Origin of the sequence: Neorhizobium tunisiense (assembly GCF_039631515.1) — a bacterium.
Classification (GTDB): Bacteria; Pseudomonadota; Alphaproteobacteria; order Rhizobiales; family Rhizobiaceae; genus Neorhizobium.
Window position 1 is genome coordinate 193,504 of the sequence record NZ_JBDIUU010000007.1, and the last position, 24,772, is coordinate 218,275.

A 24,772-nucleotide genomic window follows, 5' to 3' on the forward strand; every position below is an offset into this window, starting at 1 on the left:
GCAGTTTGCTTAAAACTACAGGGCTCCGGCATGACGATATTCGACCATCGGCATGCCGGACTACGCGCATTCAAGGAGTAGACCACTACGGTCGCGTGGTCGAGTACGGGTCGAGATCGAGAAAGCGTGGGGCGACGGCGACCGGGTTCGTGCCTACGGTCGCCGCTTTTCCGAATGGGATTTCAGAACGAGGAACCTGCGGCCAGGAGGCCTGCCAACGCCGAAGGCTCCAGTGAGGTTAGGTCGTATATGCAGGGCGCCGCAAAGACGGCCGCCCCCAGGATGCAGATGATCACCAATTTCATGGGGTTCTCCGGGGACGAGGCCCCTGCCTCGTCCTGTTAGCAGTTCTTACCTGTCGTCGCGGCCGATCCGGCGCGAGGCGCAATCGCGATTCCTCAGGCGAGGATCAGCTCGACATTGATGTTGCCGCGGGTCGCCTTCGAATAGGGGCAGGTCTGGTGAGCTTCTTCGACAAGCGCCCTGGCAAGTTCCGGATCGATGCCCGGCAGACTGATGTTAAGGCGGGCCTGCAGGAAGTATGCGCCCGCGGTGGTTCCGAGGTCCACCTCGGCATCGACCGCCGTCTCAGCGGGAAGCTTGATCTTCCGCTTGCCCGCGGCGATGCCCATCGCGCCGATGAAGCAGGCCGACCATCCGGCTGCGAAGAGCTGCTCGGGATTTGTGCCGGCATGGGCGCTGCCGGGAGGCGAGAGCTTGACGTCGAGCTGCGCATCGTCGCTGCGCGAGAACCCATCGCGCCCGCCGGTCGTGTGCGTCTTGCCGGTATAGAGAACCTTGTCGATCGTGGTCATGGAACACTCCTTTGTTCGTGTCGCCGATTGCGACATCCGTTGACAGGGAGTGGTTTGACGAGGCGACGTATCCGGCATGTTTCCGAAATCGCAGGAAATGTATCGAAGCGTAGCGCAGGCCTCGCCGGACATTCTCTCTTACAAACGCTTCGATAATTTCAGCGGCTTTCGGATATCAGCGGATAGTGATTTCGGCAGCCAGCCCGCCGCCGGCGCGATTGTAGAGCCTCACCGAACCGCCGATGGCCGCAGCCAGTTGCTGGGCGATGGCAAGACCAAGCCCCGTGCCGCCGGTTTCGCGGTTGCGGGATTGCTCCAGCCTGAAGAACGGCTGCATGGCCGGCTCCAGCATGTCTTCCGGAATCCCCGGCCCGCGATCGAGGACCGTAATGACGATGTCGCCCTCGCCCCTTCGCTCGACGCTGATCTCGGCGCCGCCGGCGAATTTCACGGCATTGTCGATGAAGTTCGAGAGGATACGGCGCAGTGCGTGCGGTTTGGTGGACGCGGTTCCCTGGACAATACCGAGGACCGTCACCGACTTGCCGGTGTCCTGGTAATCATAGGCAATGCTGTCGATGAACGAGGCAAGGTCGATCCGGGAAACCTTCTCGCCATTGCCATGCGCGCTGCGCGCATAGGCGATCCCGTCCTGCACCAGCCGCTCGATTTCACCGAGGTCATGCACCAGCTTGTCCCTCTCGGGCGAGTCGTCCGCCATGTCGGCGCGCAGCCGCATGCGGGTGATCGGCGTCTGGAGATCGTGGGAGATGGCGGCGAGAATCTGCACCCGTTCCTCGAGATAGTGGGCGATCCTGTCGCGCATGGCGTTGAAGGCCCGCGCGGCATGGGCGACTTCGCTCGGGCCGGTCTCGCTCAACGGCGGGCTTTTCCTGTTGGGGTCGAGCGCATCGGCGGCAGCCGCGAGGTCTCCGAGCGGGCGGATCGCCTGCCGGACCGCAAACCAGGTACAGACCACCAGAAGCGCCATCTGGATGGCGAACACATAAGGAAGCCATTCCGCAATCGGCATGACACCGGTCGGCGTGACGTCGATGGTGAGTGGAGAGCCGTCGGAGAGCGTCAGATGACCCTGCAGCCGCCTGACGTCACCGGGGATGGACTCCACCCGCAGCGGGAACCGATGCCCCACCGCCTCCTGAATCTTGCCGGTAATCTCGGCGCCCCGGCCCGAGACTTCCGGCACGCCGGCAATTCCCGGGCCGAGCACCAGGCGGTAGTTGCCGCGGCTCAACCGATCCAGCCAATCGGCCCGCTCGCCGGCCGGCAGCCGATCGAGGATGGCGATCGATGTCGCAAGATCGTTTTCAAGCGTGCCGAGCATGACGGCCTTTGCCGACATGTAACGTTCGATAAAGAGGATGCTGAAGGAGAGCCCGTAGGCGATCGCGAGGCCTGTAAACAGGATGAGGAAAAGCCGGTCACGCAGCGTGCTCGGCCACCATTTGCCGGAACGGGCGACGCTGGCACTCACGGCTTGGGCTCCGATATCTCGACGGGAACCGAGAAGACGTAACCTTCGCTGCGCACGGTCTTGATATAGGTCGGCTCGCGCGCATCGTCGCCGAGCCGCTGGCGAAGCCGGCTCACCAGAAGGTCGATCGACCGGTCGAACAGATCCGCATCGCGGCCTTGCGTGAGGTTGAGGATCTGGTCGCGATTGAGCACGCGCTGCGGATGGTCGATGAAGACACGCAGCAGCCGGTATTCGGCACCGCTCAGCGCGATTTCCGTACCCTGTCCGTCGAGCAGATGGCGGCCCACCGTATCGAGCCGCCAATCGCCGAAGCTCAGCAACTGGCCTGCCTCGCTGATCTGCAGGTTGGGCGGCAGCATGCGCGTCCGGCGCAGGACGGCCTTGATGCGCGCCAGCAACTCACGCGCGGCAAACGGCTTCGGCAGATAGTCGTCGGCACCCATTTCGAGCCCGATGATCCGGTCCATCTCGTCGCTGCGGGCAGTCAGCATGAGGATGGGCGTCGCCTTGTGCTTGCCGGCCCTGAGTTCGCGGCAAAGAACGAGCCCGTCATCGCCCGGCATCATCACGTCGAGCACGATCAGGTCCACCGTATTGGCCTCGAGAAAACTGCGCATCTGGCGGCCATCGGCGGCCACCGTCGCCCGAAGACCGTTCTTCTTCAGATAACTCGACACCAGTTCGCGGATTTCGCGGTCGTCATCGACGATCAGGATATGGTCGACATGATCCATTTTCGGGCTTCAAATCCTTGTCCGATGAGAACGGTATCGCACCGCCCTTTCTTCTTTAAACCGCAGGATGGCTGCCGCGAAGCCAAGAAATATCTCCGCGGCAGCCATTGGGGCTCAAAACCGGTCGACGTCCAGAACAGCCTGGGCAAAAGCCTGCGGTGCCTCCTGCGGCAGGTTGTGACCGATGCCGCCGGTGATGGTGCGATGCTCGTATTTTCCGGAGAACTTGCCCGCATAGGCGGAAGGGTCGGCATGCGGCGCGCCGTTGGCATCGCCTTCCATGGTGATCGTCGGCACCGAGATCATCGGCCCCATGGCAAGCTGCTGTTCGAAGGCATCGAACCGGGCCTCGCCTTCGACAAGACCCAGCCGCCAGCGGTAGTTATGGACAACGATCTCGACGTGGTCGGGATTGTCGAATGCGGCGGCCGATCTTTCAAAGGTCGCGTCGTCGAATTGCCAGGTGGGCGACGCCGTCTGCCAGATAAGCCTGTTGAAATCGCGCCGGTTCTGCTCGTAGCCCAACCGGCCGCGCTCGGTGGCGAAATAGAACTGGTACCACCATGCAAGCTCGGCTTTCGGCGGCAGAGGTTTTTTGTTGATTTCCGGGCTGCCGATCAGGTAGCCGCTCACCGACACCATCGCCTTGCAGCGTTCCGGCCAGAGCGCCGCCATGATGTTGGCGGTCCTGGCGCCCCAATCGAAGGCTGCGACGATCGCCTTGTCTATCCCGAGCGCGTCGAGGAGCGCGATCATATCGGCCGCAATGGCCGACTGCTGGCCGTTGCGTGGCGTATCCTTCGACAGAAAGCGTGTCGTGCCGTAGCCCCTGAGATACGGCGCGATGACCCGGTAACCGGCAGAGGCGAGCAGCGGCGCGACATCCATGAAGCTGTAGATGTCGTAGGGCCAGCCATGCAGCAACAGGACGACGGGGCCGTCTGCCGGACCGGCCTCGGCATAACCCACATCGAGCACGCCCGCTCTGACTTGCTTCAGCGTTTCGAAGGACGTGTTCGTGCCGGCCTTGACGGCGGTCAATGGCGTCGCGGCAGGCGACGAAGACTGGGCGCCGGCGGTGCCGGTCATTCCGAATTCGACAGCTGCAACGGTCATGGCGGCAACGCCGAAGAAGCGGCGACGCTGGTGGTTGATTGGGTCGGACATCGATCTCTCCAATTCGTGTTGATCACGATCGGAAGGAAGCCGCAGCCATGTATCCCCGATATGTCCCGAGCCGCGGGTTTTGAATGCGGATGTAGCATCCGGCCGCCGGGATACGTTCTGATACAATTCAGGCAGCGCCGATCCGAGCACCTTTCGTAGCGGCTGGCGATTTGTGTCGCTCTGTAGCGCACCGGGCGGTTTCCTACACTTCGGTACATTTTCCCTCCAACCCGGACACATCCTGGATACGTCGCGCCGACCAGATTGGCTCCGTTGCTGGTCGAGCCGCACCGCCGCCCAGGACCCCCAACATCCGGTGTCAAAGGAAACGACGATGACGCTTCTTATCATTGCCTATCTCGGAGGCGCGCTGACGATCCTCAGCCCGTGCATCCTGCCCATCCTTCCCTTCGTTTTTGCCCGCGCCGGACAACCGTTCGTCCGCAGCACATTGCCGATGCTCATCGGCATGGCCGCCACCTTTGCGCTCGTCGCCACGCTTGCGGCCGTCGGCGGCAGCTGGGCGATCCATGCCAACGAATACGGCCGGCTCGCCGCCATCGTCCTGCTTGCCGTCTTCGGCGTCAGCCTCCTTTCGCCGCGTGTCGCAAGCTTCGTCACCCGTCCGGTGGTTGATTTCGGCAACCGGCTCCTGAATGTCTCGGGCACACCCGGGACGGTACCCACGGTAACGAGCTCGTTCGTCCTCGGCGTCGCGACCGGCCTGCTCTGGGCTCCCTGCGCCGGCCCCATTCTCGGCCTGGTCCTCACCGGTGCCGCACTGCAGGGCGCGAACCTTGAAACGACATTCCTGCTTGTCGCCTATGCCGCAGGCGCTGCTACTTCGCTTGCCGTTGCGCTCATCGTCGGCGGAAAGGTTTTTGCCGGAATGAAGCGTTCGCTGGGGGTCAGCGAACGGATTCGCCAGGTCCTGGGTGCCGCCGTACTTGCCGGCGTCGCAGTCATTGCGCTTGGCCTGGATACCGGCCTGCTCGCCCGTCTGTCCTATGCCAGCACCGCCTCCTTCGAACAGGCTGTGCTCGACCGGCTGCATTCCAAGCCTTCAACCGCCTCGCCTTCGGAAATCGCCGGCAATGGCATGGCGAGCGCCGCGGCCGATACCGCCCGGCCGTTCCGCAGCAACCTTCCGGTCGAGGGGCGCGCACCTTCGCTCGACGGCGCGGTCGAATGGCTGAACTCGCCGCCACTGACCTCGGAGCAGCTCCGTGGCAAGGTCGTCCTCGTGGATTTCTGGACCTATTCCTGCATCAACTGTATCCGCACCGTCCCTTACGTCCGCGCCTGGGCTGAGAAATACAAGGACCAGGGTCTCGTGGTGATCGGCGTGCACGCTCCGGAATTTGCCTTCGAGAAGAAGGTCGACAATGTCAGAAAGGCCGTCGGCGACTTCAAGATCGGCTACCCGGTCGCCATCGACAACGACTACAAGATCTGGCGCGCCTTCGAGAACAGCTATTGGCCCGCCCAGTACCTGATCGATGCCAAGGGCCAGATCCGCTACCATCACTTCGGCGAGGGTAACTACAAGCAGTCCGAGCAGGCCATCCAGGATCTGCTGCGCGAAGCAGGAAGCGAGACGGCGACCAGCGCGCCGGTCGTGCCCGATGTCAAGGGCGCGGAGATTAGCCCGGACCTCAGCAATGTCCGCTCCGGCGAAACCTATCTCGGCTACAAGCGCGCCACGAATTTCGCCTCTCGGGAAATCCTGAGCGCCGACGCCGCCCGCGACTATTCGGTCGCTGAACCCGGCCTCAACGAATGGGGCCTCTCGGGTACCTGGACCGTCGGGGCGGAACAGGCGACGCTCAGCCAGCCGGATGGCAGCATCGCCTATCGGTTCAGCGCCCGCGATCTGCATCTCGTCCTCGGTCCCGGGACCGCCGGCAAGCCGGTGCGCTTTCAGGTGACGATCGACGGCAAGGCTCCGGGAACGGACCACGGCGCTGACATCGACGCCGATGGTAACGGCATGGTGACTACGACAAAGCTCTACCAGCTCGTCCGCCAGGCCGGCGATGTCGAGGCACGCAATTTCGAGATCCGCTTCCTCGATCCCGGCGTCGAAGCCTATGCCTTCACCTTCGGCTAGACCTCATCCAAAAACCTAATCCTACATCAACTGACAGGAGTTAAGCTCATGAAAAGACGTATTTCCACCTTCGCACTTGCCTTCGCCACCAGCGTCATCGCGTTTGCGGCGCAAGCCGCGGAAGTCAAGAACATCGTCATCGTCCATGGCGCATTGGCCGATGGCTCAAGCTGGCGCAAGGCAACCGAGATTCTCGAAAAGCGCGGCTTCAACGTGACGATCGTTCAGCAACCGATCACCTCGCTTGCCGATGATATCGCCGCCACCAACCGTGTACTGGACCTTCAGGACGGCCCGACCCTGCTCGTCGGACACAGCTATGGCGGCATGGTGATTACCGAAGCCGGCCACAGCCCGCATGTCGCCGGCCTCGTCTACGTGGCGGCGTTCCAGCCGGACAAGGGCGAAAGCCTGCTCAGCCTCGCCAGCTCCAAGCCGGCGGGCGGCATGAACATCCGCGAGACGAAGGACGGCAAATATCTCTATATCGACCCCGCCGCGTTTCCGGGCGATTTCGCGGCGGACCTGCCGAAGGACGAAGCACGGTTCCTTGCCCGGTCGCAGGTGTTTGCCGCCAAGGAGGCTTTCTCCGCCAAGGTTGGAGATCCTGCCTGGCATGCCAGGAAGAGCTGGTCGATCGTCGCCACAGAAGACCGCTCCATTAATCCGGAACTGGAACGGGACATGGCCCGGCGGGCCGGCAGCGACATCACCGAGATCAAGGCAAGCCACGCCGTCTTCGCCTCCCAGCCGGAGAAGGTCGCCGACGTCATCGAGCGTGCGGCAAGGCAGGCGGGCAAATAGCTCGCGGGAACGATCACCCGGCGCCGGGAGAAATTCCGGCGCCGGTCTACCAATCGGCGAATGAGCTCCCACGGCCAGGCAAGGTGCGTGGAAATCCACGGGAGCCGGCCTTTAAAGCCGTGCGAATACAGATGACTGATTTTCGTTTGACGGCTATTCAGCGGGTGAGCGGATAGATCAGCTGGCCGTCCTCCTCGCCTCTCGGGAAGGCGCCCTCGCGACTGCGCTTTTCCGATTGCTGATAGCCCTGCGGGCTGATGCCGATATAGCGCTTGAACATGCGGGAAAAGTAATAGGCGTCCGTATAGCCGGAAAGCTCGGCGGCGCGCTTCACCGTGCAGCCGCCGGCCATTAGGCCCATGGCCCGTTCCATCCGCTTGAATTCCTGGAATTTGTCCGGCGTCCAGCCGACGCGCTTGCGGAATTCCCGTTTGAAATAATCCGGATTATAGGGCACCGAATTGATCGTTCTTCCGACGATCTCCTCGTCGAGCGGATCGGCCGCGATCTGGCTCGCCGCCACCATGACCGAGAAGGACAGCGCATCCGGATTGTTGACATTGCCGACCGACTGCTCCTTCCAGCCGATATGCGCCTGTTCGATGAATTCGATCAACAGGAACATGAAGAGGTGATGCTGAAGCAGCGTCGTCGAATAGGGCGGCGAGTTGTCATGATAATAACGCGTCAGCGGCTCCATCATCTCCCAGCGGGCGAGCGTGACGGCGTGCTTCAGGTTCATCTGGGCGATCAGGTCGAGGCGCCCGAAGAGGTCGAGGGTGAAATGCTGGGCAATGCCGGTATAGGCTTCCCGCGAGGTGGAATGGCCGGAAAACCACGTATTCGCAGGCAGAAGCATCGCCCTGCCTGGCGCCATGTCGATCGTCTCGCCTGCGACTTCATATCGTGCCGAGCCCGTCAGGCAGATGATCAGGTCATGCACGCTGTTCGATTTGTCCACGCCCCAGGTATGCGAGTGCTGCATCCTTATGGTTGAACGCGTCAGCGTCAACGCCATCGCATTCATCGGAATTGCAGACAGAACGCTACCTTCAATTTTCTCCATCCTTTTCCCCGAATTCGTCGATTTGATCTGACCGGCAAAGCGAGAATATCAGCCTGGGAGCTAATATCTCAACACGTCAGAGACGGAAATGGGAGGAAATGGCGCTTCTTTCTCGGAAACCTGATGGATCAGGTGTGTCCGGAGATCGAAGTGCCAGAGGTTGCGATGCATAATAAAGGAAGTGCCTCTTCGTACAATACCGCCTATGTCGACGGCGGCACGCTCAACTGGGCGACGAAACTCATGGGTGGCGTTGCCTATGACCGAACCGTCGCTGCCCATGGCCGGCTTCCCGCCAGATTGGGGCGGACGGAATGAGCGGCGACAACAAGTTTCTGGGGCTCTTCTACCTGTCGCCCTTCGTCATCGGGCTCCTGGTCTTCACCGCCCTTCCCTTCCTCGCGTCGCTCTATCTGAGCTTCACCAACTATAACCTGATGAACGAGCCGGTCTTCACAGGCCTGCAGAACTATATCCGGCTGTTCACCAACGACCGGACGTTCCGGAAATCGCTTTGGGTCACCCTGATCTACGTGTTCACCACGGTGCCGCTGAAGCTCGTCTTCGCGCTCTTCATGGCGGTGATCCTCAATTACAAGCTGAAGTTCATCAACGTTTTCCGGACGGCCTATTATGTGCCGTCGATCCTCGGCGGCTCGATCGCCATCGCGGTCCTGTGGCGCTATATCTTCGCCGATGTCGGCCTCGTCAACATGGGCCTCACCATGCTCGGCTTCGAGCCAGTCAACTGGTTTGGCGACCCGACCAATGCGCTGTTCACCATCACGCTCCTACGCCTGTGGCAGTTCGGCTCGGCCATGGTGATTTTCCTCGCAGCCCTCCAGAGCATCGACAAGACGCTCTACGAGGCAGCCTCGATCGACGGCGCCGGCAAGTGGACGAGTTTCGTCTACATCACCCTGCCGCTGATCACGCCTGTCATCTTCTTCAACCTGATCATGCAGATGGTCCAGGCCTTCCAGGAGTTCAACGGACCTTACATCATCACCCAAGGGGGACCTTTGAAATCCACCTATCTCCTGCCGATCTACATCTATGACGAGGCCTTCAAGCGGTTCGACATGGGTTATGCCTCGGCGATCGCCTGGGTCCTGTTCCTGATCATCATGGCCCTCACCCTCATCGCCTTCTGGTCCTCGCGCCACTGGGTCTATTACGCCGGCGACAAGAGGAGCTGACCATGACCGATCACATCCTCTCCCAGAATTCCCCCACCGCGCGCGATATCGATATCATCCGCACCCGTGAAACGCGCCGCCATGGCCTCAATGCCGTCCTGCGTTATGCGCTGCTGACCGTCGTCGGCTTGCTGATGCTCTATCCGCTGATCTGGCTGATCGGCGCGTCCTTCAAGACCAACTCGGAAATCTTCTCCAATCCCGGCTTCTGGCCAGAGAACCCGACGCTGGACGGCTATATCAAGGGCTGGAAGACCTCGACGCCCTATTCCTTCGGCACGTTCTTCGTAAACACGCTGTGGATCGTCATCCCGAAGGTGATCGGCACGGCGATCTCCTGCACGGCGGTCGCCTACGGCTTCGCCCGCTTCGATTTCCCGTACAAGAAGGTGCTGTTTTCCGCGCTGATCGCGACGCTGCTCTTGCCGAACGTCGTCACCCGCATTCCGCAATACCTGATCTTCCGCGATCTCGGCTGGCTCGACAGCTACCTGCCGCTCTGGGTGCCCTCGGCGCTTGCCGGTGATGCCTTCTTCGTCTTCATGCTGGTGCAGTTCCTGCGCGCCATCCCGCGCGACATGGAGGAGGCTGCCCGCGTCGACGGAGCCAATACCATCCAGACGCTGATCTTCATCGTCGTGCCGCTTCTGATGCCCGCGCTGATCTCGGTCTGCCTGTTCCAGTTCATGTGGACGATGAACGACTTCCTCGGCCCGCTGATCTACATCTCCTCGGTCGACAAGTACCCGATTTCGCTGGCGCTGAAACTGTCGATCGACACCACCGAAGCCTTCGAATGGAACCGGGTGCTCGCCATGTCTGTCCTGTCGCTGGCACCGGCACTCGCGGTCTTCTTCCTCGCCCAGAAATATTTCATCGACGGCATCTCCTCCGGCGGGATCAAAGGATAGTCACATGGCGCGTCTTCAACTGAGAAACCTCGAAAAGGACTACGGTTCGTTCCGCGCCGTGCATGGCATCAACCTCGATGTCGAGGATGGCGAGTTCATGGTGCTGGTCGGCCCGTCCGGCTGCGCCAAGTCCACCACCCTTCGGATGATCGCCGGGCTGGAACGCGTCACCGGCGGCGAGATCCGCATCGGCGGCGAACTGGTCAACGACAAGACACCGGGTGATCGCGGCATATCTATGGTCTTCCAGAACTACGCGCTTTATCCGCATATGAAGGTGCGCAAGAACCTCTCCTTCAGCATGCGGCTGAAGCGCCGCCCGGGCGCCGAGATCGAACAGGCCACCCAGCACGTTTCCCATCTTCTCGAGATTGACCCTTTGCTCGACAGGCTTCCTAAACAGCTTTCCGGTGGTCAGGCGCAGCGCGTCGCCGTCGGCCGGGCGCTGATCAAGAAACCGCAGGTCTTCCTGTTCGACGAGCCGCTCTCCAACCTTGACGCCAAGCTGCGCGCTTCTATGCGGGTACGCATCACCGACCTGCACAAGCGGCTGAAGGCGGACGGCCAGCAGGCCACTGTCATCTACGTCACACACGACCAAACGGAAGCCATGACCATGGGCGACCGGATCTGCGTCATGCGGGATGGCCACATCATGCAAGTTGCCGATCCGGTCACGCTCTACAGCCGCCCGGCCAACACATTTGTCGCGGGCTTCATCGGCAGCCCGGAAATGAATTTCCTCGGCGGCACGTTCGAGGGAGAGAACGGCGTGCGCGCAGCGGAGCAAGTGATCGTGCTCGGCGATGAGTTCACCAAACGGATCTCCGGACGCAGCGAGCACGTCACGCTCGGCATCCGGCCGCAGCACCTGCGCATCGTCGCGGCCGAAACGCCCGGCACCATCAAGGGCAAGGTTGCCCATATCGAGTTCATGGGCCACGAAGTCTACCTCTATGTCGACATCGGCCCGAAACGCCTCATCGCCGTCGTGCCGTCCGCGTCCTACGACCGCGGCGCGCTTCGCGACGACTGGGTCTGGCTGAGCCCGGACCCGAAGGGCGTGCACCTGTTCGACCGCCAGTCCGGGGAGAACATCAGCCTGGCGGTTTGAAACTTCATCGTTCCAACTTGGGAGGAGCCAAAATGAGAACCATGTTCATGACGGCGGCTTTGTTTGCCGCCACCAGCCTTTCGACCGCATTCGCTTCGGATCTGCGCATGTCCTGGTGGGGCAGCGACGACCGCCATGTCGCGACCCAGCAGGCCCTGAAGGTCTGCGGCGCGAAATTCGGCCACACGATCGCGCCTGAATTTACCGGCTTCCAGGGCCATCAGGAAAAGATCGCCACGCAGCTCGCCGGCCGCACCGAGGCCGACATCATGCAGGTGAACTGGCCCTGGCTGCCCCTATTCACCAAGAACGGCGACGGCTTTGCCGACCTGAACCAGTACAAGGACATCATCGACCTCAGCCAGTGGTCGAAGTCGGATCTCGACAGCGGCACCGTCAAGGGCAAGCTGAACGGCATTTCGGTCTCCACCACCGGCCGCGTCTTCATGTTCAACAAGACGACCTATGACAAGGCCGGCATTCCGATCCCGAAGACCTGGGAAGAGCTGATCGCCGCAGCCCCGAAGATGAAGGAAAAGCTCGGCAAGGAGTATTTCCCGTTTGAGGGTGCGGCCCTGGATGCCCGCCTGATGGTGATCCTTCGCACCACCCAGAAGACCGGCAAGGACCTGATCGATCCCGCCACAAACAAGGTCGCCTGGAGCGAAGCCGAGCTCGCCGAAGGCCTCGAATTCTACAAGACCCTGGTCGACAAGGGCGTCATCGAGAGCTGGAAACAGGTAGCAGCCGGCGGCAACACGCCGCTGCATGAAAACCAGAAATGGGCCAAGGGGCAGATCGCCGGCACGTATCAGTGGGACAGCACCTACGGCAAGATCGCCACGCCTATGGAAAAGGGCCAGGAACTGGTTCCCGTCAAGCTGTTGACGATCGAGGGCGCCAAGACCGACGGCGTCTATCGCAAGCCCTCCATGCTGTTCTCGATCTCCAGGAACAGCAAGGACCCGAAGGCTGCGGCCCAGGTGCTCAACTGCCTGCTCAACGACCCGGAAGCGGTCAAGATCATGGGGGCGACGCGCGGCATTCCGTCCAGCAAGGCGGCGCTCGATACGCTGACCAAGGAAGGCAAGATCAAGCCGGTGCAACTGGAAGCCTACAAGCGGGTGATGGAGCCGACCAGCCCCGGCGTCTCGCCGCTCAACGAACATCCGCGCGTCACCGAGGTCTTCGACACCAATTTCGAAGCCTTCGCCTATGGCCAGCAATCCTCCAAGGACGCCGCGACCGAGATCATCGCCGGCATCAACCAGGCACTGACGGGGATCTGAGAACGTGACGGACGTCGCCATCGAACTCCTGATCACCGGGCCCCGCAGCGCGACCTTCAGCGTCGATGCCGAAAGGCGTCTCCACACCCGCGACGACGCGCTTGCCTGGCAGGTTCGGGAGATCGGTGGCGCGTTGGCGGCCGAGGGGGTGACGCACGCTGTCGCCTTCACGGTCACCCAACTGGAGCCGGGCACAACCTACTTCTTCCATGCAGGTGATGCCCGGCTCGAATTCGCCACACGGCGGGAAACCGCCCTGATCGACATCCGCGATTTCGGTGCCACGCGGGAGGCGCCGGACAATGCACAAGCGATCCAACGGGCCATCGCGGCACTCACCCCCGGAGGCACGTTGAGGATACCCGCCGGTCGTTGGCTGAGCGGTCCCCTCTTCCTCAAAAGCCACATGACTCTTCTCATCGACGACGGCGCGGAGCTCGCAGCAATCGCCAACAGGGAAGACTTTCCGATCCTGCCAGCGCATCATCCGGACAGCCGCATTCTCGGCACATGGGAAGGCGCGGCGGAGGCCTGTTACGCCAGCCTGATCAATGCGATCGACTGCCGCGACGTGCATCTTGCCGGCGCCGGCACCATCGACGGCGGCGGCGACCGTGGTGATTGGTGGTCCTGGCCGAAGGAAACACGCCAGGGCGCCAGGCGCCCCCGCACCATATTCCTTTCGGCTTGCGAGGACGTCTCGCTTTCCGGCCTCACCATCCGCAATTCGCCGTCATGGACCGTCCATCCGGTTCTCTGCAAACGGCTCATCGCCGCGAATCTCACGATAGAGAACGATCCGGATTCCCCGAATACGGACGGGTTCAACCCCGAAAGCAGCTCCGACATCCGTCTTATCGGCCTGCACATCTCGGTCGGCGATGATTGCATTGCCCTGAAGGCCGGCAAACGCAGCCCGCGCGGCGGACCGGACCGCGCGACCGAGCATGTGCGGATCGAGAACTGCCAGATGGAGCGCGGCCACGGCGCAGTCGTCATCGGCAGCGAGATGAGTGCCGGCATCCGCGACATCGCCATCCGCAACTGCCACTTCAAGGGCACCGACCGCGGGCTGCGCATCAAGACGCGCAGAGGACGCGGCGGCACGGTCGCCGACATCCGGCTTGCCGACAGCTTCATGGAGGACGTGGCGACGCCGGTCGCCGTCAATTCCTTCTATTTCTGTGATACCGATGGCCGATCGGACTATGTCCAGTCCCGCCTGCCGCTGCCGGTTTCCGTGGAAACGCCGAGCATAAGGTCGATCTCCGTCGAGAATGTCACAGTCTCCGGCGCACGAACGGCTGCCGCGGTTTTTTACGGTCTGCCGGAAGCAGCGATCCGTGACATCTCGTTTGAAAACTACACCGTCTCCTTCGCGCCGGATGCCGAGGCCGAGGTGCCGGAAATGGCGTCTCTTCTCCTGCCGCTCCGGCATGCCGGGATCGTTGCGGAGAACACTGTTTTCAGCCGTCTCGCGCGTCTCTCTCCCGTTTCGATTCATCCAGCCCAAGACTGAAATCCGATGCTTCAAGACTATTTCGAAACCTACGCACGCGATTATGAATATTATAAAGGCGGAGCCTGGTGTTACGAGGACGGCTGCCTCTATCGCGGCCTGATCGCGCTTTACGAAGCGACCGGCGAGCGCCAATGGCTGGATCATCTGATCCGTCTGGTGAGCAAGCAGATCGATGCACGGGGCCGGCTGGTCGGCTACGAGATCGACGAGTTCAACATCGACAATATCCTGCCCGGCCGCGCCCTCGTGTTTCTTTATCGGCTGACGGGCGAAAGCCGCTGGCTCGATGCCGCCGCACCCTTGGCGCGGCAGCTCGAAACGCATCCGCGCACCGGCAGCGACGTCTATTGGCACAAGCTGCGTTACCCGCATCAGATCTGGCTGGACGGGCTCTACATGGCGCTGCCCTTCAAGGTGGAACACGCCCAGGCGGCCTCAAGGCCCCAGGCCGTCGAGGAAGCGCTCCGGCAATTCACCACGGCGCTCGACCTGACCCACGACAGGCAGGCGGATCTCTATCGCCACGGCTACGACGAGGCCCGACAACAGGCTTGGGCGGATGCCGAAAGCGGCCTCTCCCCGGCCCATTGGGCAAGATCGATCGGCTGGCTCGCGATGGCCTTCGTGGATATCATCGAAAACCTGCCCCCTGGCGCGTCGCGACGGGAGTTGACCGATCGCGCTGTGGCGCTGGCATCCCGGCTGATCGCCCTTCGCACCGCCGATCACCGCTGGCTGCAGGTGATCGACCGGCCGGACGAGGTGCAGAACTATCCCGAAAGTTCCGCCACGGCGATGTTTTCGTACTTTCTCCAGAAACTCGCGCGGCTCGGCGGCCCCGCGGCCGTTTCCGAGGCCGGTCGTGCGAGCCTTCAATCGCTGACCGGACAGGAGCTGCGGCAGGATGCGGATGGCAGGCGCAGGCTCCACAATATCTGTTGCGTGGCAGGTCTCGGAGGCTTCAACGGCCGCTATCGCGACGGCACCGTCGGCTACTACCTCTCCGAGGAAATCCGCCCCGACGACATCAAGGGTGTCGGACCTCTGATGATGGCCTATGCGGAAACGCTGCTGGACACGCAATCGATGATGTCCCAGTCTGCGCGGCTGGGGGATCAGGTCGAGCTTAGCGCAGCCGTCAAGCGATATTAGTTCGGTAGTGTCCCATACCGAACTTCTGCTATGGGTGGGAAGCAAAACGCCCGCGTTGTCACCAGCCGCCAGAAGTGAGAAGCGCAACCGGCTGACGGGCTTCCCGCTCGATGAGGTCGTTGCCTTGAGGGAGGAGCGCTACGATGAGCACCGACAGGGAGACTGTGCTGTCCTATGATGCGGTCGCGGCGCGGTACGCTGCTGAAGCCGCAGCGATGCCCGAATGGGTCGCGGCGGAAATCGATGCGTTCGTGACCGAGCTGCATGGCTCGGGTAGGGTGCTGGAGATCGGAAGCGGCGGCGGGCGAGATGCGCTTGAGCTTGAGAAGCGGGGAATTAGCGTACGGCGCACCGACATTTCGAGGGGTTTCGTCGAACTGCTTCGCGAGAGTGGCTTCGAGGCCGACTTGCTGGACCCGCTGACCGACGACCTGGCCGACCCGCAGCGTCCCAGCACTCCGTACGACGGGATCTGGGCCTGTGCCTGCCTGATTCACGTCGCCCGCGAAGATTTCGGTGCGGTGCTTGGACGACTTGCCGAGGCGACCCGGACCGGTGGCCGACTGCACGCCTCGGTCAGAGAGGGTGATGGCGAGGATGTGTCCACACACGGCAGCGCTGCAACGCCTCGGCGCTACGTCGAAACGTACTGGCGCGAGCCTGCCCTGCGATCCGCACTCACAGACGCCGGCTGGATTGTCAGTGAGATACGTCAGTGTGTCGGAAGCCCTGATGATCGGTGGCTGAGCGTTCGGGCCGGTCGGGCATGACGGAACTTCCCGTTCGGTTGGAAGCCGAATCAAACTGAGATACCACCCAGCGCGCTCGCGCCGAGAAACAGGAGAAAACAGACCATGACGATCGATGTCCGGACGCGCCATGCCGTTCACTACAGCCAGTCGGAGCGCATGACGAGTGCGGACTTGCGCGAGAATTTCGTGATCGAGAATCTGTTTGTCGCGGGGACGCTGCAGGCTGTCTATACCCACTATGACCGCATGCTGGTAGCCGGCGTCACGCCGACACAGGAAGGCCTCAGCGTCGGCAGCGAGCTGGCGAAACTTGTCGGCGCGGATTACCTCTTGGAACGCCGCGAACTTGGCCTCATCAATATCGGCGGATCGGGCCGCGTCATCGCCGACGGCCTGACTTACGCGCTCCAGCCGATGGACGGGCTCTATCTCGGCATGGGAACGAAGGAAATCTTCTTCGAGAGCGACAACCCGTTTGCGCCCGCGAAATTCTATATCAACAGTGCGCCGGCGCACGCCACCTTACCCTCGCGGTTCATCGGCAGCGCGGACGCGATCGAGAACAATCTCGGTGACAGTGCCACGTCGAACAAGCGCAAGCTCTACCAGTATCTGCATCCGAAAGTGCTCCCGACCTGCCAGCTGCTGATGGGGCTGACGCGGCTGGAAACCGGCAGCGTCTGGAATACCATGCCGGCACATCTGCATGACCGGCGGATGGAAGCCTATCTCTATTTCGAACTGCCGGAGAATGCCTTCGTCGTTCACCTGATGGGCCGGCCGGCGGCCACTAACCATCTGATCATCCGCAACGAACAGGCCGTGCTCTCGCCGCCCTGGTCCATCCATTGCGGCGCCGGCACCGGCGCCTACGCCTTCATCTGGAGCATGGCCGGTGACAACCAGTCCTTCACCGATATGGACATGGTGGACATGAAGAGCCTCAAATAGGCCCTCGAAGTCGGTTCGCTACCACGGCATCGATCTGCTCCGTCAGACGGACACGATGCGCGGTTCCTGCCGAGGCGTCGCGCGATCGCTTGGATGCACCGGGTCCCTGCATGGCCCGGTGGAGCGGCGCTCGATGATCCTCGACGCGACCTGGACCCTGCGGGCAGGGGTTCCCGGCTGGCGCGGGTTCTCGATCCGCTCGAGCAGGAGCCGCAGGCCGACGGCTCCACATTCCTGGCCCTCCATGCGCACCGTCGTCAGCGCCGGCGAAATCTGCTTTGCCGGCGAAAAATCGCCAAAACCGACCACCGAGACGTCATCGGGAATGCGATAACCCTGGCCCAGGAGTTCGGAAACCACGGTGAGCGCCAAGCCGTCATGCGCGCAGAAGAAGGCGGTCGGCCGGTCGCCCTTGTCCTTCAGTAGGCGATAGGCCTCGGCAAAACCATTCTCCTCCTCGAACTGCAAGACGTGCAACGTGACATCCGGATGACGTTCGGCAATTTCGCGGGCGCCATAAAAACGCTCGCGGCGGCCGCGATAGCCGGGGGTGCCATGGACATAGGCGATGGAACGGTGACCGAGGTCCACCAGGTATTGGATCACCGCCTGCCCCGCTTCGTGGTCTGTCCCGGAGACCTGATCGGCATCCTCCAGCGGATCGACCCAGCCGAACCGGATGATCGGAGTGCCCGTCGCCATCGCGGCGCGGATCGCCTCGCGATCGTGCGGCCCGACCAGCAGCAGCCCGGCGCAGGTGCGCGCCAGTTCTTCAAGCTGGCCCTGGCTGTGGGTCCATAACATCCGGAGAGCCATGCCGAGCCTGTGCGCCTCTGCCTGGACCCCGTTCTGGATCTGCATGTGCAGCTCGCTATTGACCGGATCGAGATCGTGAAACACCACTGCGATATCGCCCGGCGCTGCCTGGCCGGCAGGCTTGCTATAGCCGAGGCGCAGGGCCGCTTCGCGGATCCGTTCGCGGGTTTCCTCGCTGACGCCGCTCTTGCCGGACAACGATCTGGACACCGCATATTTCGAAAGGCCGACCTCGCGTGCGATGGTCTGTAAGGTAACCCGCCCCCTGCTCTTCATTTCCCATCCCTCCGCAGCTGCCGCCTGATTACGCTGCTGCACTGCAAAACGCAATTTTCCCAAACAACTCTACATAACACTTTACCTAACAGTATTCGAATGCAAACTTTTCGTTATCCACGCCCAAGGGAAATAATAGGTAACGGCGGGGACTGTGTGGAGGAGACACTCATGATCAAGCTGAAGCGTCGTGCGTTTCTGGCCGGGAGTTCGGCCGTTTTGATTTTGCCGGCCCTGCCGGCCTTAGCCCTCGACTACAAGGAGGCAGGCCTCTTGAAGGACAAGGTCGCCGGTGGCGCCCTGCCTCCCGTCAAGGATCGGCTGCCCGCCAACCCCCTTGTCGTCAAACCTCTTGAAAGCGTTGGGAAATACGGAGGCGATTGGAAGCTGGCGCTGGTCGGAGGCGGTTCACTCTCCATGCTGTTCCGCTACCAGGCCTATGAGCCTCTCCTGCGTTACACGCCCGACTGGTCAGGGGTGACGCTCAATGTCGCGGAAGCCTTTGAAGGCAATGCGGACTCGACCGTCTACACCATCCGCCTGCGCAAGGGCATGAAGTGGTCCGATGGACATCCCTACACCACCGCCGACGTCAAGTTCTGGTACGACACCGTGCTGACCGACAAGCGCGTCGCCGTCACCAGCCAGGGCCACTGGAAAACCGCCGGCAAGCCCGCCAAGCTGGAAGTGGTCGACGAACAGACTTTCAAGGTGATCTTCGAGAAGCCTAACGGTATGTTCCCGCTGCAAGTCGCCTGGTCCAACTGGGATCACACGACCCGCTGCCCAAAGCATTATCTCGAGCAGTTCCACATCGACTACAATCCAAAGGCAGACGAGCTTGCCAAGAGCCGCGGTTTCCAGAGCTGGATCGCCGCGTTCCAGTCGGCCTCCGGCTTCCAGGACGACAACGCCTTCTTCCTCAATTCCTCGAAGAAGCCCTGCCTCAACGCGTGGTATTTCACGATCGCACCGGGCGAGAATACCGAGCGGGTAGTGGCCGAACGCAACCCTTATTATTGGAAGGTCGATACCGAGGGCAATCAGCTGCCCTATATGGATCGCATCGTCTACCAGATGGTCGCCGACCCGCAGGTCCTGCTCTTGAAATGCATGCAGGGCGAAATCGACCTGATGGACCAGTATATCGCCACGCCGAACAACAAGTCGGTGCTCTACGACGCGCGCAAGCAGGGCGACTATGATTTCTACACGCTGACCTCCACCGAGGCCAACGTCATGAACTTCATCTTCAACCTCAACCACAATGACGAGACGAAACGAAAGCTCTTCCGCAACAAGACGTTCCGCGCAGCTCTTTCAACGGCGCTTGACCGTCAGACGCTGATCGATGCGGTGCTGGTCGGCCAGGGTGCGTCCGCCCAGCCGTCGATCAAGGAAGGCGATCCGCTCTACAACGACCAGCTCGCCAAGCAGTTCACTGAGTACAGCGTCGACAAGGCGAATGCCATGCTGGACGAACTGGTGCCGAAGCGCGACAGCCAGAATTTCCGTCTCGACGAAAAGGGCCGGCGGCTGACGATCATCTTCGAGATCGACCAGGCCCGCCCGATCTTTCTGGATCTCTTCCAGCTGGCGATCCCGATGTTCCAGGCGGTCGGCATCGATGCGCAGATGCGCACCATGGATCGTTCTCTCTGGGAAACACGCGTCCGGCAGGGCCGCGACTTCGACGCGACCGCGCATCAGTTCGGCGCCAATGGCGGCGTCGCGGCGATGCTCGATCCGCGCTACTACGTGCCGACCGACAGCAACGCGATGTATGCCCCGGCGTGGCAGCTCTGGTATCTCGATCCCAAGAACGCCAATGCCGAGGAACCGCCGGAGGACACGAAAAAGCTGCTTGCGCTCTACGACAAGCTGAAGGCGACATCCGACCAGGCGGGCCAGCGCGAGATCATGAAACAGATCCTGCAGGGGGCCGCCGACAACTTCTATGTCTTCGGCATTTCGCAGCCCCCGGACGGCTACGGCATCGTCAAGAACAACATGAAGAACATCACCAAGACCATGCCGAATTCGTTCGGCTGGCCGACCCCTGCCCCGACCATGCCGGAGCAGTTCTACAAGGTCTGAAGGCCTCGCACATTCCGATGTTTTCCAGGCGCCGGCGCAAGCTGGCCGGCGCCACGGAGTCCCTTTTTCCGACAACTGGATGCCTATCATGCTCGAGGCGAGACGACAGAACACCGACACCTTGCGAACTCCCGACTGGTACAGGACCGCGACGCGCTGGACTCAGCTGACCTTCGTCGAGGACGATCCGGAAAAATACGACCCCGCCTTCTGGATCGACGTCTTCAAGCGCACGAAATCCAACGCCCTATGCCTTAGTGCCGGCGGTTACATCGCCTACTATCCAAGCAAGGTCCCCTATCACTACGTCAGCCAATATCTCGGCGACAAGGACATTTTCGGCGCGCTCGTCGATGCGGCCCGCAAGCTCGACATGCATGTCATGGCCCGCGTCGATCCGCATGCCATCCATGACGATGCAGCCAAGGCGCATCCGGAATGGGTGATGATCAATGCCGACGGCACGCCCCGCCGCCACTGGGCCTATCCGGATGTCTGGGTCACCAATGCCTATGGCGACTACAATTCGGTGTTCATGCCGGAGGTGGTGAAGGAGACCGTCCGGGAATACGATATTGACGCGATCTTTGCCAATCGCTGGCAAGGGCATGGTGTCGACTACAGCGAGAACAGCGCCCGCCGCTTCAAGGACATGTCCGGTTTCGCCCTGCCGAAAAAGGCGGATGCCGAAGACCCGGCCTGGCAGGCCTGGCTGCAATGGCGCCGCCGCGTGCTGACCGACGTGATCGCTCAGTGGGACGACGCGGTCAAAGCCATCCGGCCGCATGCGAGCTTCATCCCGAACATGAGCGGCGCGTCGCTGATGGAGTTCGACCTCTCCGTCATCACCAGACATTGCCCCTTCCTCGTCGTCGACCACCAGGGCCGCAAGGGTCTGGAGCTCGGCTGGTCGGCGGGGCGCAACGGCAAGCGCATCCGCGCTACCTTTGCCGATCGCCCCGTGGTGCTGATCACCTCGATCGGCCCGGAGGAGGAATACCGCTGGAAGGATGCGGTGACCTCGGGCGAGGAAATGCAGCTGTGGATCAACAACGGCACGGCCCACGGGCTTTTCGCCTGGTTCACGAAATTCAACGGCGTGGTGCCCGACAAGCGTTGGGTGGAGCCGGTCGCCGAGGCTTTCGTGCTGCAGTCGGCCGTCGAGCCGGTGATCGAAACCATGACGCCGACGGCGGAAATCGCCGTGATCGACCCCTCCACCACCTTGCGCCACTGGGCGCCGGAAGACCGCCACGCGGCGGAAAAACACGATCTCGGCATCTACCACGCCCTGGTCGAGGCGCGCCTGCCCTTCGAGCTTTTGTCCGATCAGGTGCTGACCAAGGACAATCTCGACCGCTTCAAGGTCATCATCCTTGCCAATGCCGCCTGCCTTTCGGATGCCCAGAACGAGGCGATCCGCGCCTATGTGGCACGCGGCGGCAGCGTCGTCGCCTCCTACGAGACCTCGCTTCGCGACGAGTTCGGCAAGACGCGGCCCGAATTCGGCCTGTCGGACGTGCTCGGCGCAAAATTCGTCTCAGGCCCGCGCGGCATCGTCAAGAACACCTATGTGGCGCTGTCCGGCGACCATCCGGTCAACAAGGGTTTTGACGGCGCCGAGCGGATCATGGGCGGCACGCGCCTGATCCATGTCGAGCCGGTTGCGGGCGCCGAAACACCCGTTCTCTACGTTCCCGATTTCCCGGACCTTCCCATGGAGGAAGTCTACCCGCGCAAGGCTCCGGAAGGGGCAGCGGTCATCGCCCGCGAAACCGGCAAGGGCGGCCGCACCGTCTATATTCCCTGGAATATCGGCGAAATCTTCTGGGAAGTCTTTGCGGTGGATCACGCCCGCTTGCTGTCCAACGCCGTTCATTGGGCGCTCGGCAAGACCCCGCGCGTCACCGTCAAGGGCCCCGGCGTCATCGACCTTGCCCTGCGCGAAAACACCGAAGGTATCGCCCTCAGCCTCTTCAACCTCACCAACCCGATGATGATGAAAGGCCCGATACGCGAAAATTATCCTCTGGCGACCCAGGCCGTTTCGGTGGAAGTTCCAAGCGGCAAATCGGTTGCGAAGGCCTGGCTGGTCGTTGCGGACAGGGCGGCAGGCTTCGTCGTCAAGGACGGGCGCGCGGAGGTGGACGTGCCGGGAATAGAGAGGCTGGAAGTGCTGCATCTCACCTGGAAATAAGGTGGGAGACAAATGGAGGAACGCTTTCGGCCTGGAGAGGCCGAGGGCGGATGGAGATCCGAAGGGGCGCCCAAGCGACGCTCTCAACGGGAGGAGAACTATTCCGATGCTTGGCTATATCTTCAAGCGCGTGCTCTACATGATCCCGACCCTGTTCGGCATGTCGCTGATATCGTTCCTGATCATCCAGCTGCCGCCGGGTGACTACCTGACGTCGATGATCGCCACGATGAGCGACAGCGGCCAGGCCGTCGATCCGGCCCAGATCGAGCGGCTGAAGGAAATCTACGGCTTCGACGATCCCTTCTATATCCAGTATCTCAAGTGGATCTGGGGCATCGTCAGCCGCGGCGACTTCGGTCATTCGTTCGAATGGAACCAGCCCGTCTCCGGCCTGATCTGGGGCCGAATGGGTTCGACGCTGGTCATCTCGCTCTTAAGCCTGCTGTTCGTCTGGATCGTCGCACTGCCGATCGGCATCTATTCCGCCGTCCGGCGCCATTCCATCAGCGACCACGTCTTTACCTTTTTGGGCTTTATCGGGCTTGCCGTGCCGAACTTCATCCTGGCGCTGGTGCTGATGTATGTCGCCTACCGCTATCTTGGCCAAAGCGTCGGCGGCCTCAACTCTCCCGAATATGCCGAAGCGCCCTGGAGCCTTGCCAAGGTCGGCGATTTCCTCGCCCATCTGTGGATCCCGATCATCATCATCGGCGCTTCGGGAACGGCGGCGCTGATCCGGGTCCTGCGCGCCAACCTGACCGACGAGCTTCACAAACCCTATGTGATCACCGCTCGCGCCAAGGGCCTGCCGGAATACAAGGTCATCCTCAAATATCCGGTGCGAATCGCCCTCAACCCGTTCGTCTCGGCGATCGGCTGGGTGCTGCCGCATCTGGTGTCCGGTGTGACGATCACCGCCATCGTGCTCAACCTGCCGACCGCCGGGCCGCTGCTGTTCAGGGCGCTGGTGTCGCAGGACATGTATCTCGCCGGCAGTTTCATCCTGCTTTTAAGTGCCCTCACCCTTGTCGGCATGCTGCTTTCGGATCTGCTGCTCGCGCTGCTCGATCCGCGCATCCGGTTCAATTGAGGGAGGCCGCATGAGCACGCACGAGACATTCGGAACCTATTCCGGCCCCGTTCACACAGTCGCCGACGGCCCTTCGATCAGTCCGCTGAAGGCCGGCAAGACCGTTTCGACCGCAACCGTCGGCCCCTGGAGGCTGATCGCCGGCAAGCTGGTCCGGCAGAAGGTGGCGATGTTCGCGGGTGCGGTCATCCTGATCCTCTATCTGATCGGCCTGTTTGCCGAATTCCTGGCGCCCAGCCTGCCTTCGACCTCGCGGCCGCAATATACCTACGCGCCACCGCAGGGCTTGAGTTTCTTCGTCACCAAGCCGGATGGCAGTTCCGAGTTCAATTTCCATGTGAAGGGCTACAAGGTGGAGATCGAGAAGGTGGCGCTGCGGCGCACCTTTGTCGTGGATGAAACAAAGGTCGTCCCGGTCGGCCTGTTCGTCAAAGGCGCCCGCTACGAACTCTGGGGCCTGATCTCGATGGACCGCCACCTGATCGGCCCGATCAACCCCAACGACCCGATGTATCTGCTCGGCGCCGACCGCCTCGGGCGCGACGTCTTCTCGCGGCTGGTCTACGGCACGCGGATTTCCATGTCGATCGGCCTCGTCGGCGTCGTCCTGTCGCTCGTTCTCGGCGTCGTGCTCGGCTCGATATCGGGTTTTTACGGCGGCTGGGTCGATACGGTGATCCAGCGCATGATCGAGGTGGTCAGCGCCATGCCGACCATCCCGCTCTGGCTTGGCCTTGCGGCGGCGATCCCGCTGACATGGTCGCCGGTCAACGTCTATTTCGTCATCACCATCATTGTCTCGCTGCTCGGCTGGACCAGCCTTGCGCGCGAGGTGCGCGGCCGTTTCCTGGCGCTGCGAAGCGAGGATTTCGTGACCGCCGCCATGCTCGACGGATCGAGCGAAAAGCGGCTGATCTTCCGCCATATCCTGCCGTCGCTGACGAGCCATATTCTGGCCGTCGTGACGCTCGCCGTGCCGACCATGATCGTTGCCGAAACCTCGCTTTCCTTCCTCGGCATCGGCCTGAAACCGCCGGTCGTCAGTTGGGGCGTTCTGCTGCAGGACGCCCAGAACATCCGAACGGTCGCGACCGCGCCATGGTTGTTGATCTGGCCTTCGCTTGCGGTGATCGTCGCCGTGCTGTCCTTCAATTTCTTCGGCGACGGCCTTCGCGATGCCGCCGATCCCTATGACAATTGACGAGGAAA

Annotated in this window: 21 protein-coding genes; 15 read left to right on the forward strand and 6 right to left on the reverse strand. The window is 62.0% G+C overall.

The window, feature by feature from the left end; translation table 11 throughout:
* Window positions 1-398: 398 nt before the first annotated feature.
* From ABCW43_RS20700 to ABCW43_RS20715, 4 genes are all read right to left on the reverse strand, one after another.
* Window positions 399-815, reverse strand: a complete 417-nt coding sequence (locus ABCW43_RS20700) for an organic hydroperoxide resistance protein (RefSeq protein ID WP_345927905.1) — start codon at window positions 813-815, stop codon at window positions 399-401.
* A gap of 175 nt (window positions 816-990) precedes the next feature.
* On the reverse strand, window positions 991-2,310 hold the full coding sequence (locus tag ABCW43_RS20705; RefSeq protein ID WP_345927907.1) for an ATP-binding protein: 1,320 nt from the start codon (window positions 2,308-2,310) through the stop codon (window positions 991-993).
* On the reverse strand, window positions 2,307-3,047 hold the full coding sequence (locus ABCW43_RS20710; RefSeq protein ID WP_345927909.1) for a response regulator: 741 nt from the start codon (window positions 3,045-3,047) through the stop codon (window positions 2,307-2,309). The genes ABCW43_RS20705 and ABCW43_RS20710 overlap by 4 nt, the downstream gene beginning before the upstream one ends.
* Window positions 3,048-3,161: 114 nt before the next feature.
* The gene (locus tag ABCW43_RS20715; protein WP_345927911.1) at window positions 3,162-4,214 is read right to left on the reverse strand and encodes an alpha/beta fold hydrolase; all 1,053 of its coding nucleotides are present in this window, start codon (window positions 4,212-4,214) and stop codon (window positions 3,162-3,164) included.
* A 334-nt stretch (window positions 4,215-4,548) separates the two neighbouring features.
* Between ABCW43_RS20715 and ABCW43_RS20720 the strand changes: the two genes are divergently transcribed.
* Window positions 4,549-6,324, forward strand: coding sequence for a cytochrome c biogenesis protein DipZ (locus ABCW43_RS20720; protein WP_345927913.1), 1,776 nt, complete (start codon window positions 4,549-4,551; stop codon window positions 6,322-6,324).
* 48 nt (window positions 6,325-6,372) lie between these two features.
* Window positions 6,373-7,128: an alpha/beta fold hydrolase gene (locus ABCW43_RS20725; RefSeq protein WP_345927915.1), complete on the forward strand. Its 756-nt coding sequence runs from the start codon at window positions 6,373-6,375 to the stop codon at window positions 7,126-7,128.
* Window positions 7,129-7,285: 157 nt separating this feature from the next.
* On the opposite strand, the gene ABCW43_RS20730 is transcribed toward ABCW43_RS20725, so the two are convergent.
* Window positions 7,286-8,194, reverse strand: a complete 909-nt coding sequence (locus ABCW43_RS20730; RefSeq protein ID WP_345927916.1) for a helix-turn-helix domain-containing protein — start codon at window positions 8,192-8,194, stop codon at window positions 7,286-7,288.
* Window positions 8,195-8,359: 165 nt separating this feature from the next.
* Between ABCW43_RS20730 and ABCW43_RS20735 the strand changes: the two genes are divergently transcribed.
* The 9 genes from ABCW43_RS20735 to kduI all read left to right on the forward strand — a co-directional run bounded on the left by ABCW43_RS20735 (window position 8,360) and on the right by kduI (window position 17,084).
* The gene (locus ABCW43_RS20735) at window positions 8,360-8,512 is read left to right on the forward strand and encodes a hypothetical protein (protein WP_345927918.1); all 153 of its coding nucleotides are present in this window, start codon (window positions 8,360-8,362) and stop codon (window positions 8,510-8,512) included.
* A complete protein-coding gene (locus ABCW43_RS20740) occupies window positions 8,509-9,393 on the forward strand; it encodes a carbohydrate ABC transporter permease (protein WP_345927920.1) in 885 nt (294 codons plus the stop codon). Before ABCW43_RS20735 ends, ABCW43_RS20740 begins: the two co-directional genes overlap by 4 nt.
* A 2-nt stretch (window positions 9,394-9,395) precedes the next feature.
* On the forward strand, window positions 9,396-10,304 hold the full coding sequence (locus ABCW43_RS20745) for a carbohydrate ABC transporter permease (RefSeq protein WP_345927922.1): 909 nt from the start codon (window positions 9,396-9,398) through the stop codon (window positions 10,302-10,304).
* Window positions 10,305-10,308: 4 nt separating this feature from the next.
* Complete coding sequence (locus ABCW43_RS20750) at window positions 10,309-11,418, forward strand: ABC transporter ATP-binding protein (RefSeq protein ID WP_345927924.1); 1,110 nt, start codon at window positions 10,309-10,311, stop codon at window positions 11,416-11,418.
* A 32-nt stretch (window positions 11,419-11,450) separates the two neighbouring features.
* Entirely contained in the window at window positions 11,451-12,707 is a 1,257-nt protein-coding gene (locus ABCW43_RS20755) for an ABC transporter substrate-binding protein (protein WP_345927926.1), read from the forward strand.
* Window positions 12,708-12,711: 4 nt separating this feature from the next.
* Window positions 12,712-14,226, forward strand: a complete 1,515-nt coding sequence (gene pglA / locus ABCW43_RS20760) for a polygalacturonase PglA (protein ID WP_345927928.1) — start codon at window positions 12,712-12,714, stop codon at window positions 14,224-14,226.
* Between the two features lie 6 nt (window positions 14,227-14,232).
* Window positions 14,233-15,381: a glycoside hydrolase family 88/105 protein gene (locus tag ABCW43_RS20765; RefSeq protein ID WP_345927930.1), complete on the forward strand. Its 1,149-nt coding sequence runs from the start codon at window positions 14,233-14,235 to the stop codon at window positions 15,379-15,381.
* A 143-nt stretch (window positions 15,382-15,524) separates the two neighbouring features.
* The gene (locus ABCW43_RS20770; RefSeq protein ID WP_345927932.1) at window positions 15,525-16,151 is read left to right on the forward strand and encodes a class I SAM-dependent methyltransferase; all 627 of its coding nucleotides are present in this window, start codon (window positions 15,525-15,527) and stop codon (window positions 16,149-16,151) included.
* Window positions 16,152-16,235: 84 nt separating this feature from the next.
* Window positions 16,236-17,084 (forward strand): 5-dehydro-4-deoxy-D-glucuronate isomerase, encoded by an 849-nt coding sequence (kduI, locus tag ABCW43_RS20775; RefSeq protein WP_345927934.1) that lies wholly within the window; start codon window positions 16,236-16,238, stop codon window positions 17,082-17,084.
* Between the two features lie 42 nt (window positions 17,085-17,126).
* Here kduI and ABCW43_RS20780 read toward each other — a convergent pair whose 3' ends face one another.
* Complete coding sequence (locus tag ABCW43_RS20780) at window positions 17,127-18,176, reverse strand: LacI family DNA-binding transcriptional regulator (RefSeq protein WP_345927936.1); 1,050 nt, start codon at window positions 18,174-18,176, stop codon at window positions 17,127-17,129.
* Between the two features lie 171 nt (window positions 18,177-18,347).
* On the opposite strand from ABCW43_RS20780, the gene ABCW43_RS20785 reads away from it, so the two are divergent.
* From ABCW43_RS20785 to ABCW43_RS20800, 4 genes are all read left to right on the forward strand, one after another.
* Window positions 18,348-20,273, forward strand: coding sequence for an ABC transporter substrate-binding protein (locus tag ABCW43_RS20785; protein WP_345927939.1), 1,926 nt, complete (start codon window positions 18,348-18,350; stop codon window positions 20,271-20,273).
* An 88-nt stretch (window positions 20,274-20,361) separates the two neighbouring features.
* Window positions 20,362-22,470 carry a family 10 glycosylhydrolase gene (locus tag ABCW43_RS20790; RefSeq protein ID WP_345928191.1) on the forward strand — a complete coding sequence of 703 codons (2,109 nt, stop codon included), beginning with the start codon at window positions 20,362-20,364 and terminating at the stop codon, window positions 22,468-22,470.
* A gap of 106 nt (window positions 22,471-22,576) precedes the next feature.
* Window positions 22,577-23,563: an ABC transporter permease gene (locus tag ABCW43_RS20795; protein WP_105429641.1), complete on the forward strand. Its 987-nt coding sequence runs from the start codon at window positions 22,577-22,579 to the stop codon at window positions 23,561-23,563.
* A 10-nt stretch (window positions 23,564-23,573) separates the two neighbouring features.
* Window positions 23,574-24,764, forward strand: coding sequence for an ABC transporter permease (locus ABCW43_RS20800; protein WP_345927942.1), 1,191 nt, complete (start codon window positions 23,574-23,576; stop codon window positions 24,762-24,764).
* Window positions 24,765-24,772: the final 8 nt, after the last annotated feature.

Bases quoted from the DNA above. Each gene is read 5' to 3' on its own strand.
- ABCW43_RS20785 (WP_345927939.1), top strand. From the start codon at position 18,348: ATGATCAAGCTGAAGCGTCGTGCGTTTCTGGCCGGGAGTTCGGCCGTT.
- ABCW43_RS20765 (WP_345927930.1), top strand. From the start codon at position 14,233: ATGCTTCAAGACTATTTCGAAACCTACGCACGCGATTATGAATATTAT.
- kduI (WP_345927934.1), top strand. From the start codon at position 16,236: ATGACGATCGATGTCCGGACGCGCCATGCCGTTCACTACAGCCAGTCG.
- ABCW43_RS20700 (WP_345927905.1), bottom strand. From the start codon at position 815: ATGACCACGATCGACAAGGTTCTCTATACCGGCAAGACGCACACGACC.
- ABCW43_RS20740 (WP_345927920.1), top strand. From the start codon at position 8,509: ATGAGCGGCGACAACAAGTTTCTGGGGCTCTTCTACCTGTCGCCCTTC.
- ABCW43_RS20735 (WP_345927918.1), top strand. From the start codon at position 8,360: ATGCATAATAAAGGAAGTGCCTCTTCGTACAATACCGCCTATGTCGAC.
- ABCW43_RS20795 (WP_105429641.1), top strand. From the start codon at position 22,577: ATGCTTGGCTATATCTTCAAGCGCGTGCTCTACATGATCCCGACCCTG.
- ABCW43_RS20720 (WP_345927913.1), top strand. From the start codon at position 4,549: ATGACGCTTCTTATCATTGCCTATCTCGGAGGCGCGCTGACGATCCTC.
- ABCW43_RS20710 (WP_345927909.1), bottom strand. From the start codon at position 3,047: ATGGATCATGTCGACCATATCCTGATCGTCGATGACGACCGCGAAATC.
- ABCW43_RS20715 (WP_345927911.1), bottom strand. From the start codon at position 4,214: ATGTCCGACCCAATCAACCACCAGCGTCGCCGCTTCTTCGGCGTTGCC.
- ABCW43_RS20790 (WP_345928191.1), top strand. From the start codon at position 20,362: ATGCTCGAGGCGAGACGACAGAACACCGACACCTTGCGAACTCCCGAC.
- ABCW43_RS20725 (WP_345927915.1), top strand. From the start codon at position 6,373: ATGAAAAGACGTATTTCCACCTTCGCACTTGCCTTCGCCACCAGCGTC.
- ABCW43_RS20770 (WP_345927932.1), top strand. From the start codon at position 15,525: ATGAGCACCGACAGGGAGACTGTGCTGTCCTATGATGCGGTCGCGGCG.
- ABCW43_RS20755 (WP_345927926.1), top strand. From the start codon at position 11,451: ATGAGAACCATGTTCATGACGGCGGCTTTGTTTGCCGCCACCAGCCTT.
- ABCW43_RS20780 (WP_345927936.1), bottom strand. From the start codon at position 18,176: ATGAAGAGCAGGGGGCGGGTTACCTTACAGACCATCGCACGCGAGGTC.
- ABCW43_RS20800 (WP_345927942.1), top strand. From the start codon at position 23,574: ATGAGCACGCACGAGACATTCGGAACCTATTCCGGCCCCGTTCACACA.
- ABCW43_RS20745 (WP_345927922.1), top strand. From the start codon at position 9,396: ATGACCGATCACATCCTCTCCCAGAATTCCCCCACCGCGCGCGATATC.
- ABCW43_RS20750 (WP_345927924.1), top strand. From the start codon at position 10,309: ATGGCGCGTCTTCAACTGAGAAACCTCGAAAAGGACTACGGTTCGTTC.
- ABCW43_RS20730 (WP_345927916.1), bottom strand. From the start codon at position 8,194: ATGGAGAAAATTGAAGGTAGCGTTCTGTCTGCAATTCCGATGAATGCG.